Source organism: Streptomyces sp. NPDC003038 (assembly GCF_040611115.1).
GTDB lineage: Bacteria > Actinomycetota > Actinomycetes > Streptomycetales > Streptomycetaceae > Streptomyces.
This window is the reverse complement of the sequence record NZ_JBEXNN010000001.1, coordinates 271,529-294,699: the sequence shown is the minus strand read 5'-3', so window position 1 is coordinate 294,699 and position 23,171 is coordinate 271,529. Positions and strand designations below refer to the sequence as shown.

The window sequence follows — 23,171 nt, the reverse complement described above, 5'->3', positions numbered from 1 at the left end:
AAGGAGCAGCCCGCCACCTTCCTCACGACCGTGATGAATCCGCCCCCACCGGGGGCGGATTCCGCGCAGAAGGAGCGTCACGTGGGCGACGGCTACGTCGATCCGAACTACCGCGGCGATCCCGCGGATTACCCGCTCTACCTCAGGCTCCTCGCCGAAAGGGACCGACTCCCCGCCAAGCTGCGGATCCGGGAACCCGACCCGGAGGGGCCGCGCAACCTTGCCGCGCTTGAAGCGGCGATCAGCACCCGACTCAGGAAACGAGCATCATGACCATGGACAAGGCGCCCAGGACCAGAGGAGCCGGAGCCCTCGGAGCCCCCGACCGGGAGCCGCCCGTGCCAGGGGCGATCTGGTGCAACTCCTGCTCCTCGTGGTGCCTGCCTTCCGGTATCTGCCGCTGCAACAACCGCTGACACCGCAACCGGAGCGGGCGCCGTAGCTGGCGCCCGCTTCGGTGTTCCCGACGCTCGCGGAGCGGAAGCGGCCGCCGGCGGTAGAGAACCAACCGACTAGGCTGGCTCTCCGTAGGGCGCGGGGAACGGCCTACAAGAGGGACGCCACGCCCGTGAACGCCACGCCCGCCAACATCCCCGACGAGCTGCTGCCCCTGGCGGTGCCCGTCGCCGACCTCACGCCGTTCCACCGCAACCCGAGGAACGGCGATGTCGTCTCCATCCGCGAATCGCTGACGATCAACGGCCAGTACAAGGCCATCGTCGTGAACCGAGGCACCCACACTGGACGCCCCGGCGAGATCCTGGCCGGCAACCACACCTTCCAGGCCGCCGTCGAACTTGGGTGGGAGGCCATCGCGGCCACGTGGGTCGACGTCGATGACGAGGCCGCCACTCGGATCGTGGTCGTCGACAACCGGACCTCGGACCTCGCCGGCTACGACTCGGCCCTGCTGGCGGAAATCCTCGAGGAACTCCCGGACCTCCAGGGCACGGGCTACGACCAGACAGCTCTCGACGAGCTCCTCGACACCAGCCTGCCCGCTGTCCTCCCCGCCGAGACCATCGCCGGCGAGGGCGAGAAGATCAAGGACGAGCACCTCCAGTGGGGCTTCATCCAGTGGGGCACCACCCGGGTCCAGATCACCGCGGACGAAGTCGAACGCCTCAACACAGCTCACACCGCGTACTACGAGCGACGCGGCACTGACTCCGGCTTCGGCCACTACCTCCTCGACACGGGCGCCGCCGCCGACGACGACCAGGAGGTCACCGATGCCTGAGTTCGTCGCGGACTTCCCCCTGGCCGGGCTCAAGCCCGCCCCCTACAACCCCCGGCGCCTGTCCGAGAACGCCTTCGAACGCCTCAAGCAGAGCTTGGCCCTGTTCGGCTGCGTCAAGCCGGTCATCGTCAACGGCAACGGCATCCTCATCGCCGGCCACCAACGCACCAAGAGCCTCAATGCCAACGGCGAACAGACCGTGCCCGCCCTGCTGCTCGGCAAGCACGTAACCACCCACGACGAGGTCCAGTTCAACCTCCTGCACAACTCCGTGGAAACCGACGGCTCTCGGGTACGTGCCCCGGTCGCAGCCGACGACGTCCACGGGTGGGAGTGGATCGAGCCCCAGGACATCGCCGTGGTGGCGCGCGGCAACGCTGCCATCCAGGAAGAGATCCGCCGCCTTGTCACCCGATACGGGCCCTGGGGCTCGATCGTTGCCGACTCCGCCGGCCGAGTCATCCTCAACAACGACTACGCGGTGGTGGGCCACGACCTCAAATACCCGGTGCTGTGCTACCGCGTGTCCGTGCAGGAGGCCGACGAACTTATTGAATGGTTGGAAGGCGACTACGGCGTCTACGACTACACCCAGCTCGGCATCAAGGCGTACAACCAGCACTGGTGCCAGATGCACCGCCTCAGCGGCGACGAAGGGGACTCCCACAAATCCACCACCTACGAACGCTACGTCCTGCGCGAAATCAAGCGGGGGCAGCGCATCGTCGACTTCGGGGCCGGTGAGGCGGCGTACATCAAGCGTCTCAAGGACCAGGGGCACGATGCCCACTGGTACGAGCCCCACGTGAAAGCCTCCGGCAAGAAGAACGCGCTCGACATCGCGGCGACTGTGGCGCACATCCGGGACCTCCAGCGAGACGTCCAGGCCCACGGGCTGTACGACGTCGTCGTACTCGACAGCGTTCTGAACTCCGTCACCTCACTGGAGTTCGAAGGCCACGTCATCGCGGCCTGCAACTCGCTGCTCAATGCCTCGGGCGTCTTCTACACCGGTACGCGTTCCCTCGGCTCCATCGAGCGCAAGCTGGCGGGCCGCAAGCACCGGAACAACGGCAACTACCGGCGAGCCCTGGAGTTCCTGGACGAGAACGGCTTCGCCGCGACCTTCCGCAGCGGGGTGTGGACCATGCAGAAGTTCCACACCCCAGAGACCCTGCGTGCACTGCTGTCGAGATACTTCGCCGACGTGGAGATCCTGGGCAATCCGAACGGCGGAAACATCTACGCACGCTGTCGCCGGCCGCTCCCCATCGACCCCGCGGTTCGTCGCGAGTCACTCGAAGTTGAATTCAACATGGAGTACCCACAGGGATACCGGCACAACCGGCACAAGCCGCTCGTGCAGACCCTCTTGGACATGTGCGAGCGACGAAATGGGTAAATCGGAATCCCCTCCAATTCTTATATAATTAGAGGGTGAATGTTCCATTTCCGAGGGGGGAATTCAGTGAAGCCGCCGACAATTCGAATTGAGCGCGGGAAAAGGCTTTACCACTACCTGTGGCTCAAGTACGTCACCGGTATCGACCTCACCCAACACTGCGCCCGCTCCCTGCACGGCCCATACAGCCGGAATGTGCAACAGGACGGCCCGCAGGACCTCACCACCACGCTCGACGCGAACCGGTACGCCATCGCCTACTACCTGTGCGGCGTCACCACCGGCCCCTACCGATGGGAGGACAACCCGCACCTCGCCTTCGAACGCGCGCCTGGCTATCACGTGGAGATCCAGGTCAAGGACCTCAAGGTCACCCTCACCGACGCCCGGCCGATCCCGTTCACCGACAAGCACATCCCGCCCGACGACCCCAATGCCAGCAACAAGGCGTTCGCCAGCTGTCGGAACTGGCAGTTTGCCCACCACCTGCGCGCCGCAGGCGTCGTCACCATCCCGGGCGAGCGCCCCCGCGGCCTCGGAACCGGCAGCGTCCCCGGACAGATGACGCTGATGTAGACGCAAGACCAGGCCGACCGGGTGAAAGCCCGGCCGGCCTGGCAGGGTCTGACGGGACTCAGTGATCCGGTCCGCGCTCCCCGCCCCCCTCGTCACGAGGCGGCCCGTCTCCCCTCCACGTGTCAGACACCTTCCGAACGGCGTCGATGAGCGAGGCGCACTGACCCGCGATGGGAACGAGAATGAGCAGGGCGAGAGAAACCACCCCGCCCCATTCCACGACGATGGTCGTGGCTGAATTCGCCGACATCGGCCTTCCTTCAAATCAGGTGGCCGTGCCGAGCACTCGAATACGTCGATGCACCCGGTACGACCACATGGGTGATCGTCCGAGTTCCATCCGACGCTGAAACCGTTACTGCCTTGCTGTGTGGCCAACTGTGGCCGCAGGGAGCGTTGGGCGGAGCCCGCTATGCTCGTCACGGGGTCGCTCGCCGTTTGAACAGGCATTTCGTCGGAATGCGCCGTGCAAACGGGTCGCGACTGGCTGGCGCAGGCACTGCCTGATCCAGCATGAATCTCCGTGCACGAAGCTAGCAGCCGACCGTCCGCGCCGTCCCCGCTTTCGCGTAAGGGGTCCGACTGCTCGGCGTCTGGACGGCCGCGAGAAGTGCGATCATGGCGGTGGGCGTGGGGGCGCACCGAGCTGTGGAGGAGCACCGCGGTGGGACGCCCTGACAAAGCCGCGCGTGCGGCCATCGCGCGCCGCCGCTCGGACGCCATTGACCTACGCCTCGCCGGCGTCGACTGGCTGTCCATCGCCAGGAAGCTGGCCGCAGACCCGGCCGTAAACGCCGACGGGGCCGCATACCCCCAGGGCTACGGGATCGAGCGGTACCGCAAGGGCCAGGAACCCCCAGACGAACAGGCGCTCATTCACGCCGCCTGCCGAGACGTCCGCAAGGCCCTCGACGACCGCCGCACCGAACTGAACCATGACGTCGATGAGATGCGCGCCCTGGAAGCCGACCGTCTCGACCGGCTCTTCCTCGTCGCCTACAGAAAGGTCGTCCGCGATCAGGACCTCACCGCCATCGACCGCGCCCTGCGCGTCATGGAACGGCGCGCCCGACTCCTCGGCCTCGACATGCCCACAAGGACCGAACTCGCCGGCCCCGAAGGTGGACCCGTCCAGGTTGCGACCGCCACTACGGACGAACTCGTCGCGCTCATCGACCTCACCGACCAGGCCGACAACTGATGACCGGCCGAGACCGCGAGGTCCTGCTCGCGCACTACAGCACGCTGCCCTCCGAGCAGCGCCGAGCCATAGCCGCCCAAGCCTCACCCGAACTCCGCGCCCAGCTCGTCGTCGTGGAGAAACGACTCGCCATGGACCGCTCCCCAGGCGCCCTGGCTGCCGTCCTCACCGACGGCCGAGAGATGCAGGCCCCGCACCTCGACCTCATCGACCAGGCGTTCATCGACATGGCCGAAGGCCGACTCGACCGCGTCATGCTCACCATGCCCCCACGGCACGGCAAGAGCCGCCGCGCCAGCCGATGGGCTCCGCTCTGGTATCTGCGACGTAACCCAGGCCACCGGATGATGATCGCCAGCTACTCCTCCGACCTGGCCGACGACCACGGCCGCTGGATCCGCGACGCCATCCTCACGTGGGGTGAAGACCTCGGCATCCACCTCAAGGCGGGCAGCTCCGCCGCGAACCGGTTCGACATCGCTGGCGGCGAAGGTGGTCTCCTCGCCGCAGGCATCGGCGGCGGCCTCACCGGCCGCGGCGCCCACATCGCCATCGTGGACGACCCCGTCAAAGACATGGCCGACGCGGACAGCCCGACCATGCGCAAGCGGGCGTGGGACTGGTGGACCTCCGTGCTCCAGACCCGCATCGAGCCGAACGGGGCGATCTGCGTCATCCAGACTCGCTGGCACGAAGACGACCTTGCCGGCCGCATCCTCGCAACGGAACGGGAGGCCTGGCACATCATCGACCTGCCCGCCCTCGCCGACAGTCCCGACGATCCCCTCGGTCGCCCTTTTGGCCAGCCCCTCTGGCCTGAGCGATTCGACACGACCCATCACGCCAAGACCCGCAAGCGCGTCGGTGAACGAGTCTGGGGAGCCCTCTACATGCAGAAGCCGCGCCCGCCCGAGGGAGGCGTATGGAAGCGGAAGTGGATCGAGGCCGCCCGCATCAACGCCGTCCAGTTCTCCGGCATCGACATGGCCCGGATCGTCGTCGCCGTCGACCCCGCCGGAGGCGACTCGACCGTGAACGACGAGACCGGCATCATCGGCCTTGGCCGCGACTTCGACCGGCACCTCTACCTGCTGGCCGACAGATCCGGCCCCATGGGCGCCAACGACTGGGGCACAGCCGCCTGCCGCCTTGCCCTCGAACTCAAAGCAGATGCCCTCGTGGTCGAAAGCAACTACGGCGGTGACATGGCCAAGCAGATTCTTCGGCAGGCGTGGGAGCAGCTCCGCACTGACGGCGTCACCAAGGGCTTGCTCATGCCGATGATTCTGGAAGTCACTGCCAAGGTGGGCAAGCGGCTCCGAGCCGCGCCCGTGGCGCAGCTGTACGACCAGGGGCTCGTCCACCACGTCGGCGAGTACACCGAGCTCGAAGACCAGATGGTCACCTGGGTCGAAGGCATGGACAGCCCCGACAGGATGGACGCTGCCGTACACGGCCTGACGGAGCTCGCAGATCCTGACCAACTCGACGTCATCGTCAACGACACCGAGGACGGCCGGTTCGACGGCCGGAGGTAACCCCACCCTCGCGCATAGGTCGATGTGCTCTTTCGCGATTGACGCTTATAACTTGACGCAGCTGGAGTACGTTGACTCTTATGTGTCAGCGACCTGGATCGTACGGACGGGTACACCCATCCGTACGGTCGGCGGCCGCAGAGCAGAGGATGGTGCCGGGCTGTCAGCGCAAGCCAACAACCCGGCAACCGGTGCAGGTCGGGGACGCTTTCCGGTAGCCCCTTACCTTGCGGTGGTGCAGGAACGGCGGCTGATCACTGGTTCGTGAACCAGCCCGTGATCCAGGCTGCAACCTGGATCAACAGGAAGGCCAGTCGACCGTTCCTCTCCCTCTTGGACGGATCCTTGGGGCTACGGTGACGCCCGCGATCCCTTGGCATCGAACTCTCCCACCTTCCAGGCACCATCCCGGTAGTTGGTGCGTAATGGGCCGGGAAGGCAGGAGAGTTCAGCGCGTCCATCGTCAACATAAGTGACGGCACCTGCGCGCGGGGTGGAGTTGTGAATATCCCCAGCCCCCTGTGGACAGCTCCAGTGGAAACGGCCCGATGAGGAAACGGCCCCGTGTAGCGTCGCGATCATGCTGATGAGCGGAAGAGCGGTACGTGTCGCCGCCGCGGGGATATCCCTCTGGGCAGGGCTGATGGCGTGTGCGGGCGCATCTAGCGAAGCGGGACCAGCACGTTGCCGAGCTGAAGGCGGCGATGACCAAGGCCGCCGGGAAGGGCTGCTCGCCCAACGGCGCAAGCTCGCCGACGGCATCCCAGCCACCGCCGCAAGCCCCACCCGCGCCGAGTGCGAGCAGCGGTGGACGGACGCGGGCCGGAAGGAGAGGGACGGTGGGCGCGTGTGACGCCTTCGTCGGCGCCTGCGCGAGCTTCCCCGTTCCTGGCATGCCTGGACACGCCGCGGCGGTCGCGGAGGCCGAGGGGCCCAGGAGTTAATCGCCGAGCATGAGGCTCGCCGGGAAGTAGCAGCTGCCTGTCTCGTTCGCGTGGCGCTTCTTGCGGGCCAGGAGCTCGTCGAGCCGGACGCGGTCGTCCAGCACACAGAACAGGTCGGTGCCGTCCATCGTGATGAAGGAGGTACCTTCGCGGAAGACGGCGCGGGCGCCCGACGTGAAGCCGTTCACGCTGACGAAGAGCCCCAGAGCGTTCTTACCCTTGCTGCGCACTTTGTCATTGAACTCCCGCAGCCGACCCGCCTCCACGGACTCCTTCAGCCACTTTGCCTCGACCACGTAGTCGTCGGTGTCGAAGGTGAAGGAACCGTCGATCTGTTCGTACTCCAGCTCGTAGGCGAGTCGAGGCTGCATGTCGTGCAGTCGGAACAGGCCATTCAGCAGAACTTCGAAGTCACGCCCGGCCGCCCGGCCTGTTGGCGGTTGGTCTCCATCTGGAGCCGGAGGAACTCCTCCTTGAGCTCCGCGAGCCGCTCAGAGAACCCGCGGCGGTACTTCTCCCGCTCCTCGGCAGCAGCCTGCTCCGCCTCCACGGCGGCTCGCTCGTCCAAGAGACCTTGCAGACGATCAGTCCAGGTCCGAAGCTCGGCAACAGCATCGCGTGCCTCAGCCAGCAGCTTTTCTGAGTTCTCGTGCCGCTTGAGACTGGGGAAGGAGTTCCGTTGGGCTACTTCGAGCATGATGGACAGGGTCAAGTCCCTGAACCGGTCCTCGCCAGCCTTCAGCTGCGCGACGAAGGCGCTGGCAAAGCGAATCTTGTAGTCGGTGAAGTCGAGACCCACTACGAGCTCCGGATACTCCTCGGCCCGAACCCGGATGAACTCGGCAAGCTCAGGTTTGTACCAGAAGATCCTGGCCAACGCCTCCGTCAGAGCCTCGTACGCCGCCGGATGAATCCGCTGTGCTCGCATGGACGTCACGTAGCCCGCGCTCCTCCCCGTCGCGGTCAGCATCAGTGCTGACCCCAGCCCGATGATGTTACCCACGGGCACTGAATGAGTGCTCTCCGAAGTGCCAATCGTCTGGTGAGCGGCCGGTGACCGGGTACACGGCGCTAACCTGAACAGGCGGCGCGGGGGCCGACCGCCTGGAGAAACGCTGTGGGCCTGCGCAAGCTGATCACCGACGTATGGAGTTGGCTCGACTACAAGCCGGTCATGGCCGACCCCCGCCGCAACGCCTGGTCCGACCTGACGTCCTCGTGGGTCCCGGATGAGGATCTGCGGCGGTTGTCCGCGTACCGGCTGTTGGCCGCCTACGACTCAAACCAGGCTGGCCAGGTTGCCGCGATCACCGGTGACGACGTCGCGGGCCGCGAGCGGCGGGAGCTCGGTGACGCGAGCAAGCTGATCGACACCGCCCTGGGCTACCTGCTCGGCTCGGAGCAGACAATCATCGTGCCCGGTGCGGAGCAGGCCGCCGGCGAGGAGCCCGAAGGACATGCCGAGGCCGCCGCCGTTCAAGAGCGTCTCCGGGCCTGGGCGGAGAAGGAGCTCCTGCCGCTGCGCCTCCAACAGGCCGAGCGGACCGCGCTCCTCCTCGGCGACTCCGTCTACTCCCTGGCCTGGGACCCCGCCAAGGGGCGCGTCCTGCTCCGAACCTGGGACCCAGGCCTCTACTTCGCCGAGTGGCCGGACGACGAGCAGGACTCAGGCGAGTTCCCGACGCGCGTGCACCTCGCCTGGGAGATCCCTGAAGATGTACGCCGCGGCACCAAGGCCAGGCTGCGCCGCATCACCTACGATCTCGCGCCGATCGCCCCGGCCAGCCGCCCTGCTACGAACAAGGACGGCGCTCATTTCCGTGAGCCCGTTCCTGGAGACGACGGCGTCGCTCTGCTTGTGCCCGGTGATACCCAGGACCCTGCGACCGGGGTCATCACCCGCACCTACCCGTGGGCGGCTGGGCGGCCCTCCGCGTACACCTGTTACCTCACCGACGCCGAATGGGACCTCGACGACCTCAAGCACTCCGACCTGCTGTACGACCTGCCCCTGCACAAGGCGACCTTCCGAGCCCGCTCCGACGGCGAAGTCCTCGACCGACTCGACCTCCAGGTCGACTTCATTCCCCTGATCCACATCACCAACAACATCCCTCACTCCGGTGATCACTGGGGCAAGCCCACTCTGGCGACGGTCCTCCAGGCCCTCGATGAGCTGTCCGCCACTGATACGGACGCCTCCGCCGCCAGTGCCACGACCGGCTCCCCGATCATCGGGCTCGCCGGCGCCCGGCTCCCCATCGACCGCAACACCGGGCAGCCCCTGCCGGTGAAGGTCCGCGCCGGCACCGTCTGGCAGCTCAACGACGGCGGCCGCATGGACGTCCTCGACACCTCCGCACAACTCGCCGAACTCCGCTCGCGTGTCGACCACGTCCTCGACCGCATTGCTGCGAACAGCCGCCTCACCTCTGCCGGGCTCGGCACGCTCGACCCAACGGCCCTGCCCTCCGGCTACGCCCTCCAACTCGCCCTCGGCCCGCTCGACTCGCTCGTCGCAGCGATGCGGCTGGCCAGGGCTCACAAGTACGTGATCCTGCTGCGTATGGTCCAGCGGCTCCACCAGGCCGGCCAGGCGCAGGGCTGGCCAGCAGGCCAGTCGGTACCCGCCCAACTCACCTGGGGGCCACACACCCCGACCGACCGAGCCGCTGTCCTCGACGAAGTGGTCAAGGGCGTGGGCGCCGGAGTGCTGTCCATGGAGACCGGCGTACGGATGCTCCAGGACGCCGGGTATCCGATTGACGACGCACAGCACGAGATCGACCGCATCCAGGCCCGGGCCTTCGATGCTGCTGCCCGCCTCGCCGACGCCACGGGCGACAACGCGGCCGTGCGTGCCTACCTAGGGTTGCCCGAGGCCGCCACCGAGACCCCGCAGATACCACTGACTGAGACGGCATGATCTGCCAACTCGGCGGATCACAGCCATTTGTTGCGGCGCAGGGCTCGGTAGATGACGGTGCAGGCGACGGCGATGACTGTGAGAACGGCCGGGTAGCCGTAGGGGGATTTGAGTTCGGGCATGTATTCAAAGTTCATGCCGTAAATGCCGACGACCATGGTGGGGACGGCGATGAGGGCGGCCCAGGCGCTGATGCGGCGCATGTCGGCGTTCTGCTGGACGCCGAGCTGGGCGATGCTGGCGCTCAACATGCCGGTGATGAGTTCGTCGAAGGTGAGGATCTGCTCGCTGACCCGCTGGTGGTGGTCGGCCACGTCGCGGAAGTAGGTGGCCACCTTCGGCGGGACCTGCGGGAGAGATCCCTCGCTGAGGCGCTGCAGGGCGGGGGCCAGGGGCATGACGGCGCGCTTGAATTCGAGGAGTTCCCGCTTGAGCTGGTAGATCCGCCCGGCGTCGACCGGCAGGTCGGGGGAGAACACTTCACTTTCCAGGGTGTCGACGTCGCCGGCGAAGGCGTCGGCGACCTCGACGTAGCGGTCGACGACCATGTCGGCGATCGCGTGGAGGACCGCGGCGGGTCCGCGGCCGAGCTGCTGTGGGTCGTCCTGGAGCTGGCGGCGCACGCCGTCGAGGGGCGGGGCACTGCCGTGGCGGACAGTGATCGCGAAGCCGGGCCCGGCGAAGACCATGATCTCCCCAGTGTCGACGATCTCGCTGGTCGCGGTGACCTTCTCGTGGTCGACGTAGACGATCGTCTTCAGGACCAGGAACAGCATGTCGCCGTACCGTTCCAGCTTGGGCCGCTGGTGGGCATGGACGGCGTCCTCGACGGCGAGGGGGTGCAGGTCGAAAGCCTCGGCAACCTGCTGGAGCTGCTCGGCGGTCGGCTCGTACAGACCGATCCACGCGAAGCGCCCGGCCTGCGGGTCTATCCGCTTCATGATCGTGTCCAGGCTCACCTGACCGGGAACGCGGCGCCCACCCTCGTACAGGGCGCAGTCCACCACCGCCGACGGCAGACCCACGCCGTCCTTGCTGTCCTGCTGAGCCGCCATGTGCCGCCTCTTGTCCTCGTTCGACCGGTAGGGGGCAACCTACCCGCGAGAACCGATGTAGCCACCCCAGACCCCTAGGACCGTGGGAGGCCCGACTACCGGCCGGAGCGCCCTCCCGGCGGGTATACGCTGCTTGATGGCTCAGTTCCGTACGCGCCCGAAAGGCAGGTGAGATCCACGATGTGTGGTGAACCTCCCAGTCGTGCGCCGCGGGGCGCTGCCACGCCTGGCTCGTAGCCGGGCTTCGCAGGTGGCGTCTGCGGCGTGCCCTCGCGCATCTCTACGCCTTCCACTCCTGCCTGCGGAGGATCTTGTCGTGTCCGAGCGTCGTCGTCGCGCCCTGCGCGCGTTCACCAAGCCCGTCCAGCGCCCCGCCGGGCCCAGCCCCACAACCGGGCAGCCGGCGCAGGCCGAGCAGGCCGAGCACCAGCGGCCACGTGCAAGCAGCGTCGTCACCGCCGCGATCTACCACGACGGGGTCCGCACCAGCACTCACGACTCGCTCGCGGAAACCTTCGGCAAGCTCCGTGAGGCCGACAATGGGATGGCGTGGATCGGCCTGCACCGGCCCACCGAGGCCGAGCTGCTCTCTGTCGCCGAAGAGTTTGACCTGCACCCCCTCGCCGTCGAGGACGCCCTAGAGGCGCACCAGCGTCCCAAGCTGGAACGCTACGGCGACACCCTCTTCGTGGTCCTGCGCGCCGCCCGCTACCTGGACGCCGCCGAGGAAGTCGACTTCGGCGAGCTGCACATCTTCGTCGGCCCCGACTTCGTGATCACCGTCCGCCACGGCGCCGCCCCCGACCTGGCGGCGGTCCGGCGCCGCATGGAGGGCAGTCCTGACCTGCTCAAGCGCGGCCCCGAAGCCGTGCTGTACGCGATCCTCGACGCCGTCGTCGACGGCTACGCACCCGTGGTCGCCGGCGTGGAGAACGACGTCGACGAGATCGAGACGGAAGTCTTCAGCGGCGACCCGAAGGTCTCCCGCCGCATCTATGAGCTCTCCCGCGAGGTGGTGGAGTTCCAGCGCGCCACCCGCCCCCTGACCCGGATCCTGGACGGGCTCTCGGCCGGGTTCGAGAAGTACGGCATCGACGAGGAACTGCGCCGCTACCTGCGCGACGTGGCCGACCATGCCACCCACGTCACCGAACGCGTCGACGGCTTCCGACTCGCGCTCCAGGACATCCTCGCCGTCAACGCCACCCTGGTCACCCAGCAGCAGAACGAGGAGATGAAGCAACTCGCCCAGGCCAGCCACGCCCAGAACGAGGAAATCAAGAAGATCTCCTCCTGGGCGGCGATCCTCTTCGCCCCGACCCTGGTCGGCACCATCTATGGCATGAACTTCGACCACATGCCCGAACTCGGCTGGGTCCTCGGGTATCCCTTCGCACTGGCCCTGATGGCCATGGTGTGCGGCGGTCTGTACGTGGTGTTCAAGCGCCGCGACTGGCTCTGATCCCATAGAAGGGGAGACCGACAGTGCGTCCGCTCCTTCCGAAACTGTTCATCGCCGCGTTCGTCACCTGGCTCGCGTTCATCACCCTCTGGCTATCCTTCGACCAGTAGTGTCGGCGCCCGCCCTCCGGTCAGTCCTGCGCCCGTCCTCGTCCGGCCCAGGCGTGTCCGGGTCGCGCAGCGGCCGAAGGCCGCCTGCCGGGGTGGGGGCGGCGGCGCACGGCCCCCGTGCACGGTGGTGCTGACATACGGGGCGGGGGCGAACTGTCAGGGTTCGAAGCGGTATCCCATGCCTGGCTCGGTGATCAGGTGCCGCGGTTGGGAAGGGTTCGCCTCCAGTTTGCGTCGGAGCTTTGCCATGTACGCCCGCAGGTAGGTGGCGTTGTCGGCGTATGCCGGGCCCCAGACTTCCAGAAGCAACTTGCGCTGGCTGACCAGGTGGCCGGGGTGGCTGACGAGGATCTCCAGCAAGTGCCACTCGGTCGGGGTCAGTCGAACACTGCGCTCCCCGCGCCGGACCTTCTTCGCGGCAAGGTCGATGGTGAAGTCTTCGGTGACGACCGCCACGGGCCGGTCCACGGCGCCGGGCATCGCCTTCCTGCGGGCGGCAGCACGGAGCCGGGCGAGCAGCTCATCCATGCTGAACGGTTTCGTCACGTAGTCGTCCGCGCCCGCGTCCAGGGCACGGACCTTCTCCTGCGAGGTGCGCCGGGCGGACAGGACCAGGATGGGGACTCTGCTCCAGCGTCGGATGCTCTTGATCACATCGATGCCGTCCATGTCCGGCAGACCGAGGTCCAGCAGGATGACGTCGGGTGTGCGTGCAACTGCGAGCCGCAGCGCGTCGACTCCGGTGCCGGCCTCCTGGGACTCGAACTTCCGCGCCTGGAGGTTGATTTTCAGCGCGCGGAGGAGTTGAGGGTCGCCCTCCACCACGAGCACCCGCGTCATGGGTTGGGCAGCCTTTTCTTCGGTGCGGGCACGGGCCTTCCTAATGATCTTCTAGGTGTGGCTCGATCAACATCCTTGACCGGGCACGAGCGGCCGCTCTACGGCTGCCCGTTGTCTGGGCCAGGCGCAGCTGCGGCTGTTGGCGCGGGGCCGATACGGGTGGGTGGAACGAAGGCGTCATCGTCCTACGGGCGGTAGATCATCTCCGTCAGGAAAGCCACGATCACCGTCCACACGCCGATGCCGAGCAGCCACCACCATTCAGCGGCCGCTCCCACAGTGATCATGATGGCTGCGCAGAGCGCGAGAGCGATGATCCTGAGCCGCATGCGGCGGTCCGGAGCAACGTTCATGGCATGCCTTTCGGTCTCCCGCCACGGCACCCTTCGGCGTGGCCGCGTGCGGCTGCGGTGGTCAGCCTCCGACGTGGATGCCTGGGCGGCGGGTGGGGTCGGGTTCGTGACTGCGGATGATCTCGCGGGTGACCGGGGCGGTGTCGCCGCGGCCGAGGAGGAAGTAGCGGACCATGTGGACCAGCGGGCTGCCCTCGGCCCAGGCGAAGTAGCAGTGCGGGTGGACGCCGGTGGCGTCGCGCAGGGCCAGCAGGATGGCGGCGATGGCGTTCGGCGCGGCCGGCGCGGCCGCGCGCAGGATCCGGTAGCCGTCGACATCGACGCCGTGGACGGTGAGGGTGTCGCTGAAGTCGGAGGGGTCGACTACGTCGATTTCGAGGAAGATGACGTCGGCGCGGCCGGGCACCGGGTTGACGCCGCGCTGTTCGCGTTCCTTGTCGCTGTACTCGGCGACGTCGCCGGCCTGGCGGCGGTTGGTGATGATGTTGATGGAGTTGTCGTGGGCGAGGGTGTCGTTGATGAACCGGCGGGCGTCGGCGTCGAAGACGATGCGGTCGGCGCGCAGCTCGGTGGTGCGTGAGACCCGGGAGATCAGCGACACGATGATGATGCCGGCGATGAAGAAGGCGGAGATGACGATGCCGTCGGGCTTGTCGATGATGTTCGCGACCAGGGCGTAGAGCAGGACGGCTGTGAGCAGGGCGAAGCCGATGGTGGTCGCGCGTCGGCGGTGGCGTGCGGTAGAGACGGTGACGGCGAAGGCGCCGGAGACCATCATGGCGAGGATGCCGGTGGCGTAGGCGCCGGCCTGTTCGTCGACGTCGGCGTCGAAGGCGATGGTGATCGCGATGCACAGGACGGTGTAGACGATCACCACCGGGCGGACGGCGCGTCCCCACTCAGGAGCCATGCCGTAGTCGGGCAGATAGCGGGGGACGATGTTGACCAGCCCGGCCATGGCAGAGGCGCCTGCGAACCACAGGATCAGGATGGTGCTGATGTCGTAGACCGTGCCGAACGCCTCTCCGACATGCTCGTGGGCCAGCCACGCCAGCGCGCGGCCGTTGGCGGCGCCACCCGGCTCGAACAGCTCGTGCGGGATGAGGAGAGTGGTGACGAAACTCGCCGACAGCAGGTAGACGCTCATGATGAGCGCGGCGGTGGTCAGCAGCCTGCGGGTGTTGCGGATACGCGAGCGCAGCCGCTGCTCCGCGTCTGCTCCTTCGGCGGCAACCAGCGGCATCATGCTCACACCGGTCTCGAAGCCCGACAGACCCAGCACCAGCAGCGGGAAGGCCAGCAGCGCCGGGCCTGCTAGGTCACCGAAGCCGCCTCCGCCCGCTGCGAGGGCGTCGGTCCACGCCGACCAGGCCCCCGGGGTGGTGAAGACGTGGACCAGGCCGATGCCGATGACGACCGCGTTGAGGGCGAGGAAGATGGCGACCAGGGGGATGGCCACGCTGACGGCTTCGCTGAACCCGAGCAGGAACACCCCTCCGAGGACCAGGAGCAGCGCCACGGTGAGGGCGACCTCGTGGCCGTGCAGGGCGGCGGGGAAGAAGGGGTTCTCCACCACGTGTACGGAGGCGTCCGCGGTGGAGAGGGTGATGGTGATGATCCAGGAGGTGGCCACGAAGCCGAGGAGGATCAGGACGAACAGCTTGCCCCGCCAGAACGGCAGCAGGTCCTCCAGCATCGCCACCGACCCGGCGCCGTGCGGGCTCTCCTTGGCCACCCGCCGGTACATCGGCAGCATCCCCAGCAGCGTCAGCGCCACGATCAACAGCGTCGCCAGCGGAGAGACCGCCCCTGCGGCCAGGGCGGCGATCGCAGGCACGTAGGCGAGGCTGGAGAAGTAGTCGACGCCGGTTAGGCACATCACCTTCCACCACGGGTGCGGCTTGGCATGCCCCTCGTCCGCCGCCGGCCCCACCGGCTGCACCTGGTGCCGCAGCATCCACCGTGCCAGCGCGCCGGACGGCTGAGCCCGCAAAGCAGGACTGTCCACCACCTCCGGCATACCCGCGTGATCCGCGTTCCTCATGTCCCCCATCAACCCTTTCCCTGCCTGTCCAGCGCACCCATTACGGCCACCAGCTCAGGGCCTCGCGCCGATCATCGAGTATGGGCCTGCCGCCGAGGTGGTCCCGCACCGGACAGACCAGCTCCATTACCCGTCCTGCCCTTGTGCCCAGAGCACCACCCATCCCCCCGGATGCCGAAATCCAACCTCAACAAGCACGCCGTAATAGGCAAAGCAACGGTCTGCGAGCCTTGCCACAGCCCTCATGCCCGGAGGGCACCACAACACCTCCCGCTGACTCCGAACCGTCAAGAATCCTTACGCATCCCTAACGCCCGGCGCGGGACGCAGCGAAGACCGGCAGAGCCAGCTGGCCCCCGTAGCGGGGCCCGGAGCAGTCAGCGCCAGCGTCCCCCGAACTCTCAATGAACACAGGCACACAGCACAATGAAATCGCCCCCAAACTCCACCGGGCCAAGGTGTCGGCAAGCGAAGGCACCGACCTTCTCTTCAGAATGGCAAGGCCGCGGGAGCGTCGTCGGTTCCCGCTATCTGGAGGCTGAAGCCTTCCTCACCGTCTCGCAGTCGAAGCAGGGGAAGGCCAACGAAGGCATCGTCCGCATTTCAAGGGCTATGTCCCCTGTGACCTCCCGCCAAGCTCATCAGAGACTGGTCGTCGAACGCCCGTCCGACCCGCTCGCGTTGAAAATCAGAAGCTCCGCCCATGAGATTGCGTTGTCCCAGCCGATCCAGACGCTCTCTGCGGTGGGCGAACTACGCGATGAACCACGGCAGCTGCCCCGTCGTCGCCGCCAACCGCCGATTCGGGTGTGCACGCGCTTACAGCCCGATCAGGAAACGGCCCAGGCGGGGCTAAACTGATCAACGGCGTGGGGGCGCTGGAGACCTTGACGAGGTTCATGCATGACGCGCCCGCTCCCTTCGCCGCTCGCGCCGGTCGGCTACCGCCGAGATGGTCGCCCGATCTACCCGATTCTCGGTGCTGCCCCGAACGACCCGTCGGCCGATCCCGCAGACCCGGCGGATCTGCCTGCCCCGACAGTGACCCAGGACGACCTGAACCGCCTCCTTGCCCGGGAGAAGACCCAGGGTGGCCGAGCAGCCGTGAAGAAGCTCCTGGGGGACCTCGGGTTCGACACCCCGGAGGCGCTGGGCGCGTTCATCACCATGAAGCGCGAGGCGGATCAGGCCGCTCTGTCGGAGGTCGAGCGCCGCGAGCAGGCGGCGGCCGAGCTGGAGCGGCAGGCCCACCAGCGCCTCGCCGATGCGGAGGCCCGGGAGCGGGCAGCGGTCCGACGTGCCGTGCTCGCCGGACTGGGGGCAAGCGGAGAGGACCTGGCGGACGCTGTGGTCCTAGTCGAGCGAGTCCTCGCTGATCAGCCGGACGCCGACGAGGCAGCCGTGACCGCCGTCGCCGAGCAGCTGAAGGAGCGACGGCCGAGCCTGTTCGGGCAGCAGACCCCGCCGCCGGCGCCCGGAGGTTCGCCCGCGGGGGGCCCGCCCAGCCGCGGGGGTCTGTCGCCGCGACCGGGCGCCGCCGGTCTTGAGATGGCCCGCCGTCGCGGCTTCGTCACCGGCTGACCTGACCGGCAGCCACTCCCACCGGCGGGCAAGCCGGATCAGGGGACCACGCCCCGTACTTCCGTGGACGACGCCACCACCCGGGTGTGCGCCCGCCCCGCTTCGTGTCCACGGAAGGACCAGGCTGTGACCATCCAGCCGATCACGACGTCGGTGTCCTACACCGCTGACCGGGCCTGGCTCGGCAGCCTGCACGGCAGCGACTCCACCGAGACGATCACGCTCGACGTCTCCAAGCTCGCCGCCGCCCACGTCCAGGCGTCCACGGACAGCAGCCAGCCCTACAGCCGAGTTCTGTCCGGAGTGCCGGTCGGGAAGATCACGGCGTCCGGCCTCTACGGCTCCTTTGACCCGGCCGCAGCCGACGGCCGCCAGAGCCTCGCCGGCTTCGTGTTCGCCGAGACGCTGTACGCCCCGACAGCCTCGAAGGTGCCCGCGGCGCTGCTGTGGCACGGCGTAGTCGTCACGGCGAAGGTGCCCGGCGGCATCGACACCACCAAGGTCACCGCGTCGGTGACCGGCCCGCAGATCCGGTTCGTGTGAGGAAGCGACGATGACCATTCAGGACCTGATCAAGAACGTCTCGGTCAATGACCTGACCACCTTCGCCCGCGCTATTCCCTCCCAGGCGGACCACCTGCTCTCCAAGACCGGCGGGCTCATCCCGACCCTGGAACAGGACGAGGTGAAGTGGCGGGTCAAGGACAACGGCCGGTACGTCAACGTGGCCAAGTACCGGGCCTTCGACGCCAGCGTGCCGTTCGCGACCCGCGAGGCGTGGCAGACCACGCGCGAGGGCATGCTGCCCCCGCTGGGCCAGAAATTGCTCGTCGGCGAGCAGGAGCAGATCCTCCTGGAGGCATCCCGAGGCGCTGACGAGGACCGGCTGATCGAGCTCCTCTACGACGACACCGAGCGCCATGTCGAGGCCATCCGCTCCCGCATCGAACTCGCCTGGGGTGACGTGCTGACCGACGGCAAGTTCACCCTCGCCGCCGAGAACGGGCTCACGATCGAAGTGGACTGGGGCGTCCCGGCCGGCAACATGCCCACGGTGCCGAAGCTGTGGTCCGACCCGACGTCGGATCCGATCAAGGACGAGCTGGCCTGGATCCAGTACCTGGACGACCGCGGCGCGCCGGCCCCGGAGATGGTGCTGACCAGCCGCAAGGCGTTCTCGTTCCTCGCGGCGAACAACGCCTACCGCGCTGCGTACTACGGCAGCGTCAACCCCTCGAACACGCCGACGGCGACGCTCACGCCGCAGCAGATCAACGTGGTCCGCGACAACTACGGTCTGCCGCCCGTCACGTTCTACAAGGGCCAGGTCCGCGTCGACGGCGTTCAGACCAAGGTGCTGCCCGAGGACCGGTGGATCCTGCTGCCCCCGGACCGTGCCAAGTGGGGCCAGACCATCTTCGGCGTGACGGCCGAGGCCCTCGCCCTCTCGCGGGGCACGAACCCCGAGATCACGAAGGAGGACCGCCCGGGAATCGTCATCACCCGCGGCGCGCAGGACGACCCGGTTCAGATTTGGACGAAGGGTGCAGCCGTCGGCATGCCGGTCCTGCACACCCCTGACGCCCACGTCGTTGCGAAGGTGATCTGATGGCCCGCCTCGTCGCCGCCGTTCACGTTCAGCACCCACAGACCCGGGAGTGGGTGGTCCTGGAGCCCGGTGATGAACCGGCATCCGAACTCGCTGCCGAGATCACTAACCCCGGCGCCTGGGAGGGCGGCGTGCTGCCCGAGCTTGAGGACCAGGCCGAGGACGAGGGGCCGCCCCCCTTCGGCTTCGCCCCGGACGAATCGCCCCAGCCGGAGCCGGAGCCGGACTCCGATCCGGAATCAGCGCCGACTCCGCAGCGCCGCCGCAAGACCGCCACCACGTGACCCAACCCGACCGGGACCGCCGACTCGCCACGAGCGGCGGTCCCCCTGCTTCGCAAGGAGAGCCCGTGAACCCCGCCGTCCTCGCTTGGCTCCTCGCCCAGCTCGGGCCCGCCACCGACCAGACCGACCTCACTGCCCGCTACGCCCGACTGGCCAGCGCCCGGGAAGTCGCGCGCGAGGTCCTCTCCGAACGCCGCGCCAAGCTGCTGGCCGAACCGCTGCGGATGACGGTCGACGGCGTCGTCACCATCGACCAGAGCAACAATCTCCAGGGCCTCGAACGTCAGCTTGGCGCGCTCACCGACACCTCGGCCCCTGACGATCCGGTCGCCGGCGAACCAGGCATCGAGCTGGTCACCGCGCCGCTCGTACCGGCCCGCCGGACTCGGTAGCCGCAGTGGCGTACGACTGGCCGCCGCTGGTGCCCGGCGACCCGGACGAAGTCGCCCGGCGCGTCGCGGCCGTACTCGACGAAGCCTGGAACCGACTCGCCGCGCAGCAGGAACGCGTACTCAAGACCTTCGAGCAGCAGCCCCGCGGCCGCCTGGTGCTGCTCACGCTTGAGGAGTTCAAGCGCGCTGTCCGGGCGTTCCGCCGCGAGGTCGATGCCGAGGCCGTCGCCTTCGTCCGCAGGCAGCTCCCGCACCTTTACCAGCGAGGCGCCGAGCGGGCTGCCGAGCGGCTCGGCGCCCGGTTCACCTGGACGATGATCCACGGTGACGCCCTGATGAGCCTGGCCAGCGACTCGTACAACGACTTCCTCCGGCGGTCCGAAGAAGCCGAGCGGATGGCTACCAAGTTCTACCGCGCCGCATGGGCAGCGGCCCGTCTCGAGGTCCCCCTCCTCGCCGCAGGCAACGTCACCGCGAAGCAGGCAGCGTCGAACCTTGCAGCGCGGCTTCGAGACGAACATCAGCTCGCCCACGTCGTCTACCGCAACGGTGCCCGGGTGCCCATCGGCGTGTGGGCGGAGGCCGCGACCTTGGCGAAGAGCGCGGTGGCCTACAACGCGGGCACCCTCAACCGCACCCGTGAGGCCGGCGTCAGGTACGTGGAGGTCTTCGACGGCATGGACTGCGGGTGGGTCAGCCATCAGGATCCAGACAAGGCGGCCCGCACGATCCGTAGCGTTGAAGAAGCTGCCGAATTCCCGATAGCCCACCCGCGCTGCAGGCGGTCCTTTGGCCCCCGTCCCGACATCGAGCCTGGCTCCGTGGAAGCCGTCTGAACGGTGGGCTGAATGATCAAGTGGCGTGTTCATTGATCCTTGTGCGCAGGGCGGGTCGCCTCCCGTATCGTCCCGTGGGTGACCATCACCCCAATCGCTGACAAGATCCACATTCCGGACGAGGAGCTGTCGGGGCTCGCCGGTACCTTCGGGATCGGACCCGTCCATGAGCGGCGTCACCTGCCCGACGGGCTGATGAATGTGAACTGGCGGCTTGATGCGGCGGCCGGCACGTTCGCTCTCAAGCGTGTGACGGATGTCCCTCTGGAACGGCTGCGCCGCAACCTCGGTGTACTCGGGTTCCTCGGCGATCATGGTCTCCCCGTGTGCGCGCCGATCTTGGCCAGTGACGGGTCCCCGGTGGCTGAGACCCCGGGCGGCGGGTACTGCCTGTTTCCCTGGGCGGCTGGCGAGCACATTCCCGGCGCTTCGCTCACGCTGGGGCAGGCCGCGGCGCTCGGCGGACACATCGCGAGGCTTCACGTCACCCTCTCGTGGGCCGCCGATGGCCGCACGCTGCCCCGGACGCCGGATTCCCTCGCTGTTGACGTCACGAGCGTCGAGAGGGCTGTGGAGAAGGCGGAGCGGCTCGCGGTTGCCGTGGCCGCGCAGGACAGCGCGAGCACCTTCGATAAGGAGGCCGCAGTCGCGTTGAAGGCCCGGCGGGCAATGATCGCCGCACACGCCCACCGCCTCCCGGGCGATGAGGTCCCCGTCGGCCCGTATGGCTGGACCCATGGTGACCTCCAGTACCGGAACCTGTTGTGGTCCGGCAGCGAGCTGTCTGCGGTCCTCGACTGGGACCGGGTTGCCGTCCGCCCCTATGCAGAAGAGGTGGTGCGGACGGCACAGGTCCAGTTCGGCGGGGCAGACGGATTCGATCTTGAGCGGGTGGCGGCGTTCGTCGGCGGATACCGGTCGGTAGCACCGCTGTCGACAGCTGCGCTTGAGGATGCGGTGCACCGGCTGTGGTGGAAGCGCCTCACGGACTTCTGGCAGCTGGAGTTCCGCTACAACAAGGGCGACCACTCCTTCGACGAGCTGTTTACCCAGGACGAGGCGCTGCTGCACTGGTGGACGGACCGGCTCGACGAGGTGGAGGCGGCGTTCACGTCGGTGTGAGGCCGAGGGCGACGATTTCCGGCAGGACGGGGCGGGTGTAGCGGGCGGCATCGAGTCGGGCCCGCTCCCCGGCCCCCCGGTGGTTCATTGCGCGGATCGCGGCCGCCCATTCCGTGAGGTCGGCGTCGGCGGGCAAAACGGTGCCGCCGGCACCGACGGCTTCGGGGATACCGCCCCGGTCGGTGCCGATGGTGGGCACTCCGTGCAATGCCGCTTCGACGATCACCCGAGGGAAGGCGTCCTCGACAACGGACGGCACGAGCAGGAGCCGGTGCGACCGGTAGAGCGGGGCCATGTCGTAGACGCGGGGAACGTACGTCACGTTGGGGTACTGCCGGAACTCGGCTGACGTGTTCCACCAGCCCTCGACCAAGGTGAAGTGTTCCTCAGGCATGGCTTGGATCAAGCCGTGCATGAGCCGTGATCCCTTCGCGGGAATCGGGTTGATCATGAGTACGGGGCCGTCGTCTCGCTCCGTGTTCACGGTGCCGGGGCCCGGTTGCGTGAATGGCGGGTACCACAGGGACATGCGGGTACCAGCTGGACGACCTGCGCGGTGGCGCACGAACTCCGAGACGGCCAGGCCGACATGTGGGCGGCCGGCCAGGACGCCGAGCCCGGTGCCGGATACCGAGTGGCAAATGCCTGCGGTGAGAGCGTGGGCGCGGGCTTCGGCCGCGATGTCGGCGCTGCCTTCCTGCGAGGTGAAGACTACGTCGGGCCGGATGTCGGTGAGTAGCGCGGCGAGCGTGGCGGGGATGCGGTCCTGGGCGACGGCGATGCAGTCCACGCCGTTCCACCAGTAGCGCACGGCACCGCTGGCCGACTCGTGCGGGGTGTGGTTGGTGTCGAGGTAGGCGGTGATTTCGGCGAGCTGCCCGGGGCCGTCCCACGGCGGTTGGTGCGCGCCGAGGTAGACCACGCGCCACCCGGCAGCGGCGAGTTGTTCGGCGAGGAGCTGTTGGGTGACCTCGGCTCCGCCGATGAGGAATGGGGGCGGGGTGCGGCGCCAGGCGATGAGGGCGGTGGGCATCACTTCGTCCAGTGGAGTATCAGGGCGCGGGCGGCTTCAGCGACGTCAGTGGGGGTGGTGTCGGCGGGCAGCAGCGTGACCTCTCGCGAGACCGGTTCGGCGCCGGATGTGGGGGTGGTGAAGTAGGCGCGGGCGTGTTCGAGGAACGCGGGGTTGTGAAGGAAGTAGTCGGACTCCGCGGCCGCGTGCCCGATGATCTTTCGTCGCAGGTGGAGTGTCTCGGGGGGAACGTCGAGGTAGATGGTGTGGTCAGGCTTGAGGTGCGGCATGGTGGCGAGGCAGGCCCGCAGCCGGGCCTGCACGTTGTAGCCGTAGAGCCTGTCGAGGGCGTAGGCGTGGGCGAGGAGGGTGTCCACCGACCGGTCGAGGATGATGAGGTCCGCAGTGGACTCGGTGACGGCGGTGACCCGGGCGGCTTCGATCTGCATGAACTTGTCGAACGCCGCGACCTGCTCGACGGCGGATCCGGTGCGCGCGGGCGGGATGTCCTCGCGACGGTCAATGTGGTCGACGTAGCAGGCCGACACGAACGCGTGGGGACCGATTCCGCGCATGCCCCGGAGCCGTTTGATCGTGGACGACTTGCCTCCGTAGGAGGCGCCTTCGAAGGCGACGATCGTCAT

23 protein-coding genes are annotated in these 23,171 nt (G+C 67.8%); 15 read left to right on the top strand and 8 right to left on the bottom strand.

The window, feature by feature from the left end:
- Nucleotides 1-81 precede the first annotated feature (81 nt).
- From ABZX75_RS01390 to ABZX75_RS01365, 6 genes are all read left to right on the top strand, one after another.
- Entirely contained in the window at nucleotides 82-273 is a 192-nt protein-coding gene (locus tag ABZX75_RS01390; RefSeq protein ID WP_355406567.1) for a hypothetical protein, read from the top strand.
- A gap of 295 nt (nucleotides 274-568) precedes the next feature.
- Nucleotides 569-1,240 (top strand): ParB/RepB/Spo0J family partition protein, encoded by a 672-nt coding sequence (locus ABZX75_RS01385; protein WP_355406565.1) that lies wholly within the window; start codon nucleotides 569-571, stop codon nucleotides 1,238-1,240.
- Nucleotides 1,233-2,642, top strand: coding sequence for a ParB N-terminal domain-containing protein (locus ABZX75_RS01380; RefSeq protein WP_355406563.1), 1,410 nt, complete (start codon nucleotides 1,233-1,235; stop codon nucleotides 2,640-2,642). Before ABZX75_RS01385 ends, ABZX75_RS01380 begins: the two co-directional genes overlap by 8 nt.
- A 66-nt stretch (nucleotides 2,643-2,708) precedes the next feature.
- Nucleotides 2,709-3,218, top strand: a complete 510-nt coding sequence (locus ABZX75_RS01375; protein ID WP_355406561.1) for a hypothetical protein — start codon at nucleotides 2,709-2,711, stop codon at nucleotides 3,216-3,218.
- A gap of 664 nt (nucleotides 3,219-3,882) precedes the next feature.
- A complete protein-coding gene (locus ABZX75_RS01370; RefSeq protein ID WP_355406559.1) occupies nucleotides 3,883-4,419 on the top strand; it encodes a hypothetical protein in 537 nt (178 codons plus the stop codon).
- Nucleotides 4,419-5,957: a terminase family protein gene (locus tag ABZX75_RS01365; protein ID WP_355406557.1), complete on the top strand. Its 1,539-nt coding sequence runs from the start codon at nucleotides 4,419-4,421 to the stop codon at nucleotides 5,955-5,957. The genes ABZX75_RS01370 and ABZX75_RS01365 overlap by 1 nt, the downstream gene beginning before the upstream one ends.
- A gap of 940 nt (nucleotides 5,958-6,897) precedes the next feature.
- Here ABZX75_RS01365 and ABZX75_RS01360 read toward each other — a convergent pair.
- Nucleotides 6,898-7,272 carry a restriction endonuclease gene (locus ABZX75_RS01360; protein ID WP_355406555.1) on the bottom strand — a complete coding sequence of 125 codons (375 nt, stop codon included), beginning with the start codon at nucleotides 7,270-7,272 and terminating at the stop codon, nucleotides 6,898-6,900.
- A gap of 23 nt (nucleotides 7,273-7,295) precedes the next feature.
- Nucleotides 7,296-7,904, bottom strand: a complete 609-nt coding sequence (locus ABZX75_RS01355; protein WP_355406553.1) for a hypothetical protein — start codon at nucleotides 7,902-7,904, stop codon at nucleotides 7,296-7,298.
- A 114-nt stretch (nucleotides 7,905-8,018) separates the two neighbouring features.
- On the opposite strand from ABZX75_RS01355, the gene ABZX75_RS01350 reads away from it, so the two are divergent.
- Nucleotides 8,019-9,827: a hypothetical protein gene (locus ABZX75_RS01350; RefSeq protein WP_355406551.1), complete on the top strand. Its 1,809-nt coding sequence runs from the start codon at nucleotides 8,019-8,021 to the stop codon at nucleotides 9,825-9,827.
- A gap of 17 nt (nucleotides 9,828-9,844) precedes the next feature.
- Here ABZX75_RS01350 and ABZX75_RS01345 read toward each other — a convergent pair whose 3' ends face one another.
- The gene (locus ABZX75_RS01345; RefSeq protein WP_355406550.1) at nucleotides 9,845-10,882 is read right to left on the bottom strand and encodes a magnesium and cobalt transport protein CorA; all 1,038 of its coding nucleotides are present in this window, start codon (nucleotides 10,880-10,882) and stop codon (nucleotides 9,845-9,847) included.
- 316 nt (nucleotides 10,883-11,198) lie between these two features.
- Here ABZX75_RS01345 and ABZX75_RS01340 point away from each other — a divergent pair, with 316 nt between their 5' ends.
- Nucleotides 11,199-12,344, top strand: a complete 1,146-nt coding sequence (locus ABZX75_RS01340) for a magnesium and cobalt transport protein CorA (protein ID WP_355406548.1) — start codon at nucleotides 11,199-11,201, stop codon at nucleotides 12,342-12,344.
- Nucleotides 12,345-12,610: 266 nt separating this feature from the next.
- On the opposite strand, the gene ABZX75_RS01335 is transcribed toward ABZX75_RS01340, so the two are convergent.
- The 3 genes from ABZX75_RS01335 to ABZX75_RS01325 all read right to left on the bottom strand — a co-directional run bounded on the left by ABZX75_RS01335 (nucleotide 12,611) and on the right by ABZX75_RS01325 (nucleotide 15,700).
- Entirely contained in the window at nucleotides 12,611-13,294 is a 684-nt protein-coding gene (locus ABZX75_RS01335) for a response regulator (protein WP_355406546.1), read from the bottom strand.
- Between the two features lie 185 nt (nucleotides 13,295-13,479).
- On the bottom strand, nucleotides 13,480-13,647 hold the full coding sequence (locus ABZX75_RS01330) for a hypothetical protein (protein ID WP_355406544.1): 168 nt from the start codon (nucleotides 13,645-13,647) through the stop codon (nucleotides 13,480-13,482).
- Nucleotides 13,648-13,708: 61 nt separating this feature from the next.
- Nucleotides 13,709-15,700 (bottom strand): amino acid transporter, encoded by a 1,992-nt coding sequence (locus ABZX75_RS01325; protein ID WP_355406542.1) that lies wholly within the window; start codon nucleotides 15,698-15,700, stop codon nucleotides 13,709-13,711.
- Nucleotides 15,701-16,594: 894 nt separating this feature from the next.
- On the opposite strand from ABZX75_RS01325, the gene ABZX75_RS01320 reads away from it, so the two are divergent.
- The 7 genes from ABZX75_RS01320 (at nucleotide 16,595) to ABZX75_RS01290 (ending at nucleotide 21,515) form a co-directional block, all read left to right on the top strand.
- On the top strand, nucleotides 16,595-17,272 hold the full coding sequence (locus ABZX75_RS01320; RefSeq protein ID WP_355406540.1) for a hypothetical protein: 678 nt from the start codon (nucleotides 16,595-16,597) through the stop codon (nucleotides 17,270-17,272).
- Between the two features lie 126 nt (nucleotides 17,273-17,398).
- A complete protein-coding gene (locus tag ABZX75_RS01315; protein ID WP_355406538.1) occupies nucleotides 17,399-17,815 on the top strand; it encodes a head decoration protein in 417 nt (138 codons plus the stop codon).
- Between the two features lie 10 nt (nucleotides 17,816-17,825).
- Nucleotides 17,826-18,881 carry a major capsid protein gene (locus tag ABZX75_RS01310; RefSeq protein WP_355406536.1) on the top strand — a complete coding sequence of 352 codons (1,056 nt, stop codon included), beginning with the start codon at nucleotides 17,826-17,828 and terminating at the stop codon, nucleotides 18,879-18,881.
- The gene (locus ABZX75_RS01305) at nucleotides 18,881-19,165 is read left to right on the top strand and encodes a hypothetical protein (RefSeq protein WP_355406534.1); all 285 of its coding nucleotides are present in this window, start codon (nucleotides 18,881-18,883) and stop codon (nucleotides 19,163-19,165) included. Before ABZX75_RS01310 ends, ABZX75_RS01305 begins: the two co-directional genes overlap by 1 nt.
- A 65-nt stretch (nucleotides 19,166-19,230) precedes the next feature.
- The gene (locus tag ABZX75_RS01300; RefSeq protein WP_355406532.1) at nucleotides 19,231-19,557 is read left to right on the top strand and encodes a hypothetical protein; all 327 of its coding nucleotides are present in this window, start codon (nucleotides 19,231-19,233) and stop codon (nucleotides 19,555-19,557) included.
- Nucleotides 19,558-19,586: 29 nt separating this feature from the next.
- Nucleotides 19,587-20,393 (top strand): hypothetical protein, encoded by an 807-nt coding sequence (locus ABZX75_RS01295; RefSeq protein WP_355406530.1) that lies wholly within the window; start codon nucleotides 19,587-19,589, stop codon nucleotides 20,391-20,393.
- Nucleotides 20,394-20,471: 78 nt separating this feature from the next.
- The gene (locus ABZX75_RS01290; protein ID WP_355406528.1) at nucleotides 20,472-21,515 is read left to right on the top strand and encodes a phosphotransferase; all 1,044 of its coding nucleotides are present in this window, start codon (nucleotides 20,472-20,474) and stop codon (nucleotides 21,513-21,515) included.
- Here ABZX75_RS01290 and ABZX75_RS01285 read toward each other — a convergent pair.
- Nucleotides 21,502-22,548, bottom strand: coding sequence for a glycosyltransferase (locus tag ABZX75_RS01285; RefSeq protein WP_355406527.1), 1,047 nt, complete (start codon nucleotides 22,546-22,548; stop codon nucleotides 21,502-21,504). The two genes, ABZX75_RS01290 and ABZX75_RS01285, sit on opposite strands and share 14 nt — an antisense overlap.
- Nucleotides 22,548-23,171, bottom strand: a complete 624-nt coding sequence (locus ABZX75_RS01280; RefSeq protein ID WP_355406525.1) for a hypothetical protein — start codon at nucleotides 23,169-23,171, stop codon at nucleotides 22,548-22,550. Before ABZX75_RS01280 ends, ABZX75_RS01285 begins: the two co-directional genes overlap by 1 nt.

Coding starts and splice junctions, on each gene's coding strand:
- ABZX75_RS01380 (WP_355406563.1), top strand. CDS start 1,233: ATGCCTGAGTTCGTCGCGGACTTCCCCCTGGCCGGGCTCAAGCCCGCC.
- ABZX75_RS01365 (WP_355406557.1), top strand. CDS start 4,419: ATGACCGGCCGAGACCGCGAGGTCCTGCTCGCGCACTACAGCACGCTG.
- ABZX75_RS01360 (WP_355406555.1), bottom strand. CDS start 7,272: ATGCAGCCTCGACTCGCCTACGAGCTGGAGTACGAACAGATCGACGGT.
- ABZX75_RS01345 (WP_355406550.1), bottom strand. CDS start 10,882: ATGGCGGCTCAGCAGGACAGCAAGGACGGCGTGGGTCTGCCGTCGGCG.
- ABZX75_RS01335 (WP_355406546.1), bottom strand. CDS start 13,294: ATGACGCGGGTGCTCGTGGTGGAGGGCGACCCTCAACTCCTCCGCGCG.
- ABZX75_RS01330 (WP_355406544.1), bottom strand. CDS start 13,647: ATGAACGTTGCTCCGGACCGCCGCATGCGGCTCAGGATCATCGCTCTC.
- ABZX75_RS01325 (WP_355406542.1), bottom strand. CDS start 15,700: ATGGGGGACATGAGGAACGCGGATCACGCGGGTATGCCGGAGGTGGTG.
- ABZX75_RS01320 (WP_355406540.1), top strand. CDS start 16,595: ATGACGCGCCCGCTCCCTTCGCCGCTCGCGCCGGTCGGCTACCGCCGA.
- ABZX75_RS01310 (WP_355406536.1), top strand. CDS start 17,826: ATGACCATTCAGGACCTGATCAAGAACGTCTCGGTCAATGACCTGACC.
- ABZX75_RS01305 (WP_355406534.1), top strand. CDS start 18,881: ATGGCCCGCCTCGTCGCCGCCGTTCACGTTCAGCACCCACAGACCCGG.
- ABZX75_RS01285 (WP_355406527.1), bottom strand. CDS start 22,548: ATGCCCACCGCCCTCATCGCCTGGCGCCGCACCCCGCCCCCATTCCTC.
- ABZX75_RS01280 (WP_355406525.1), bottom strand. CDS start 23,171: ATGACGATCGTCGCCTTCGAAGGCGCCTCCTACGGAGGCAAGTCGTCC.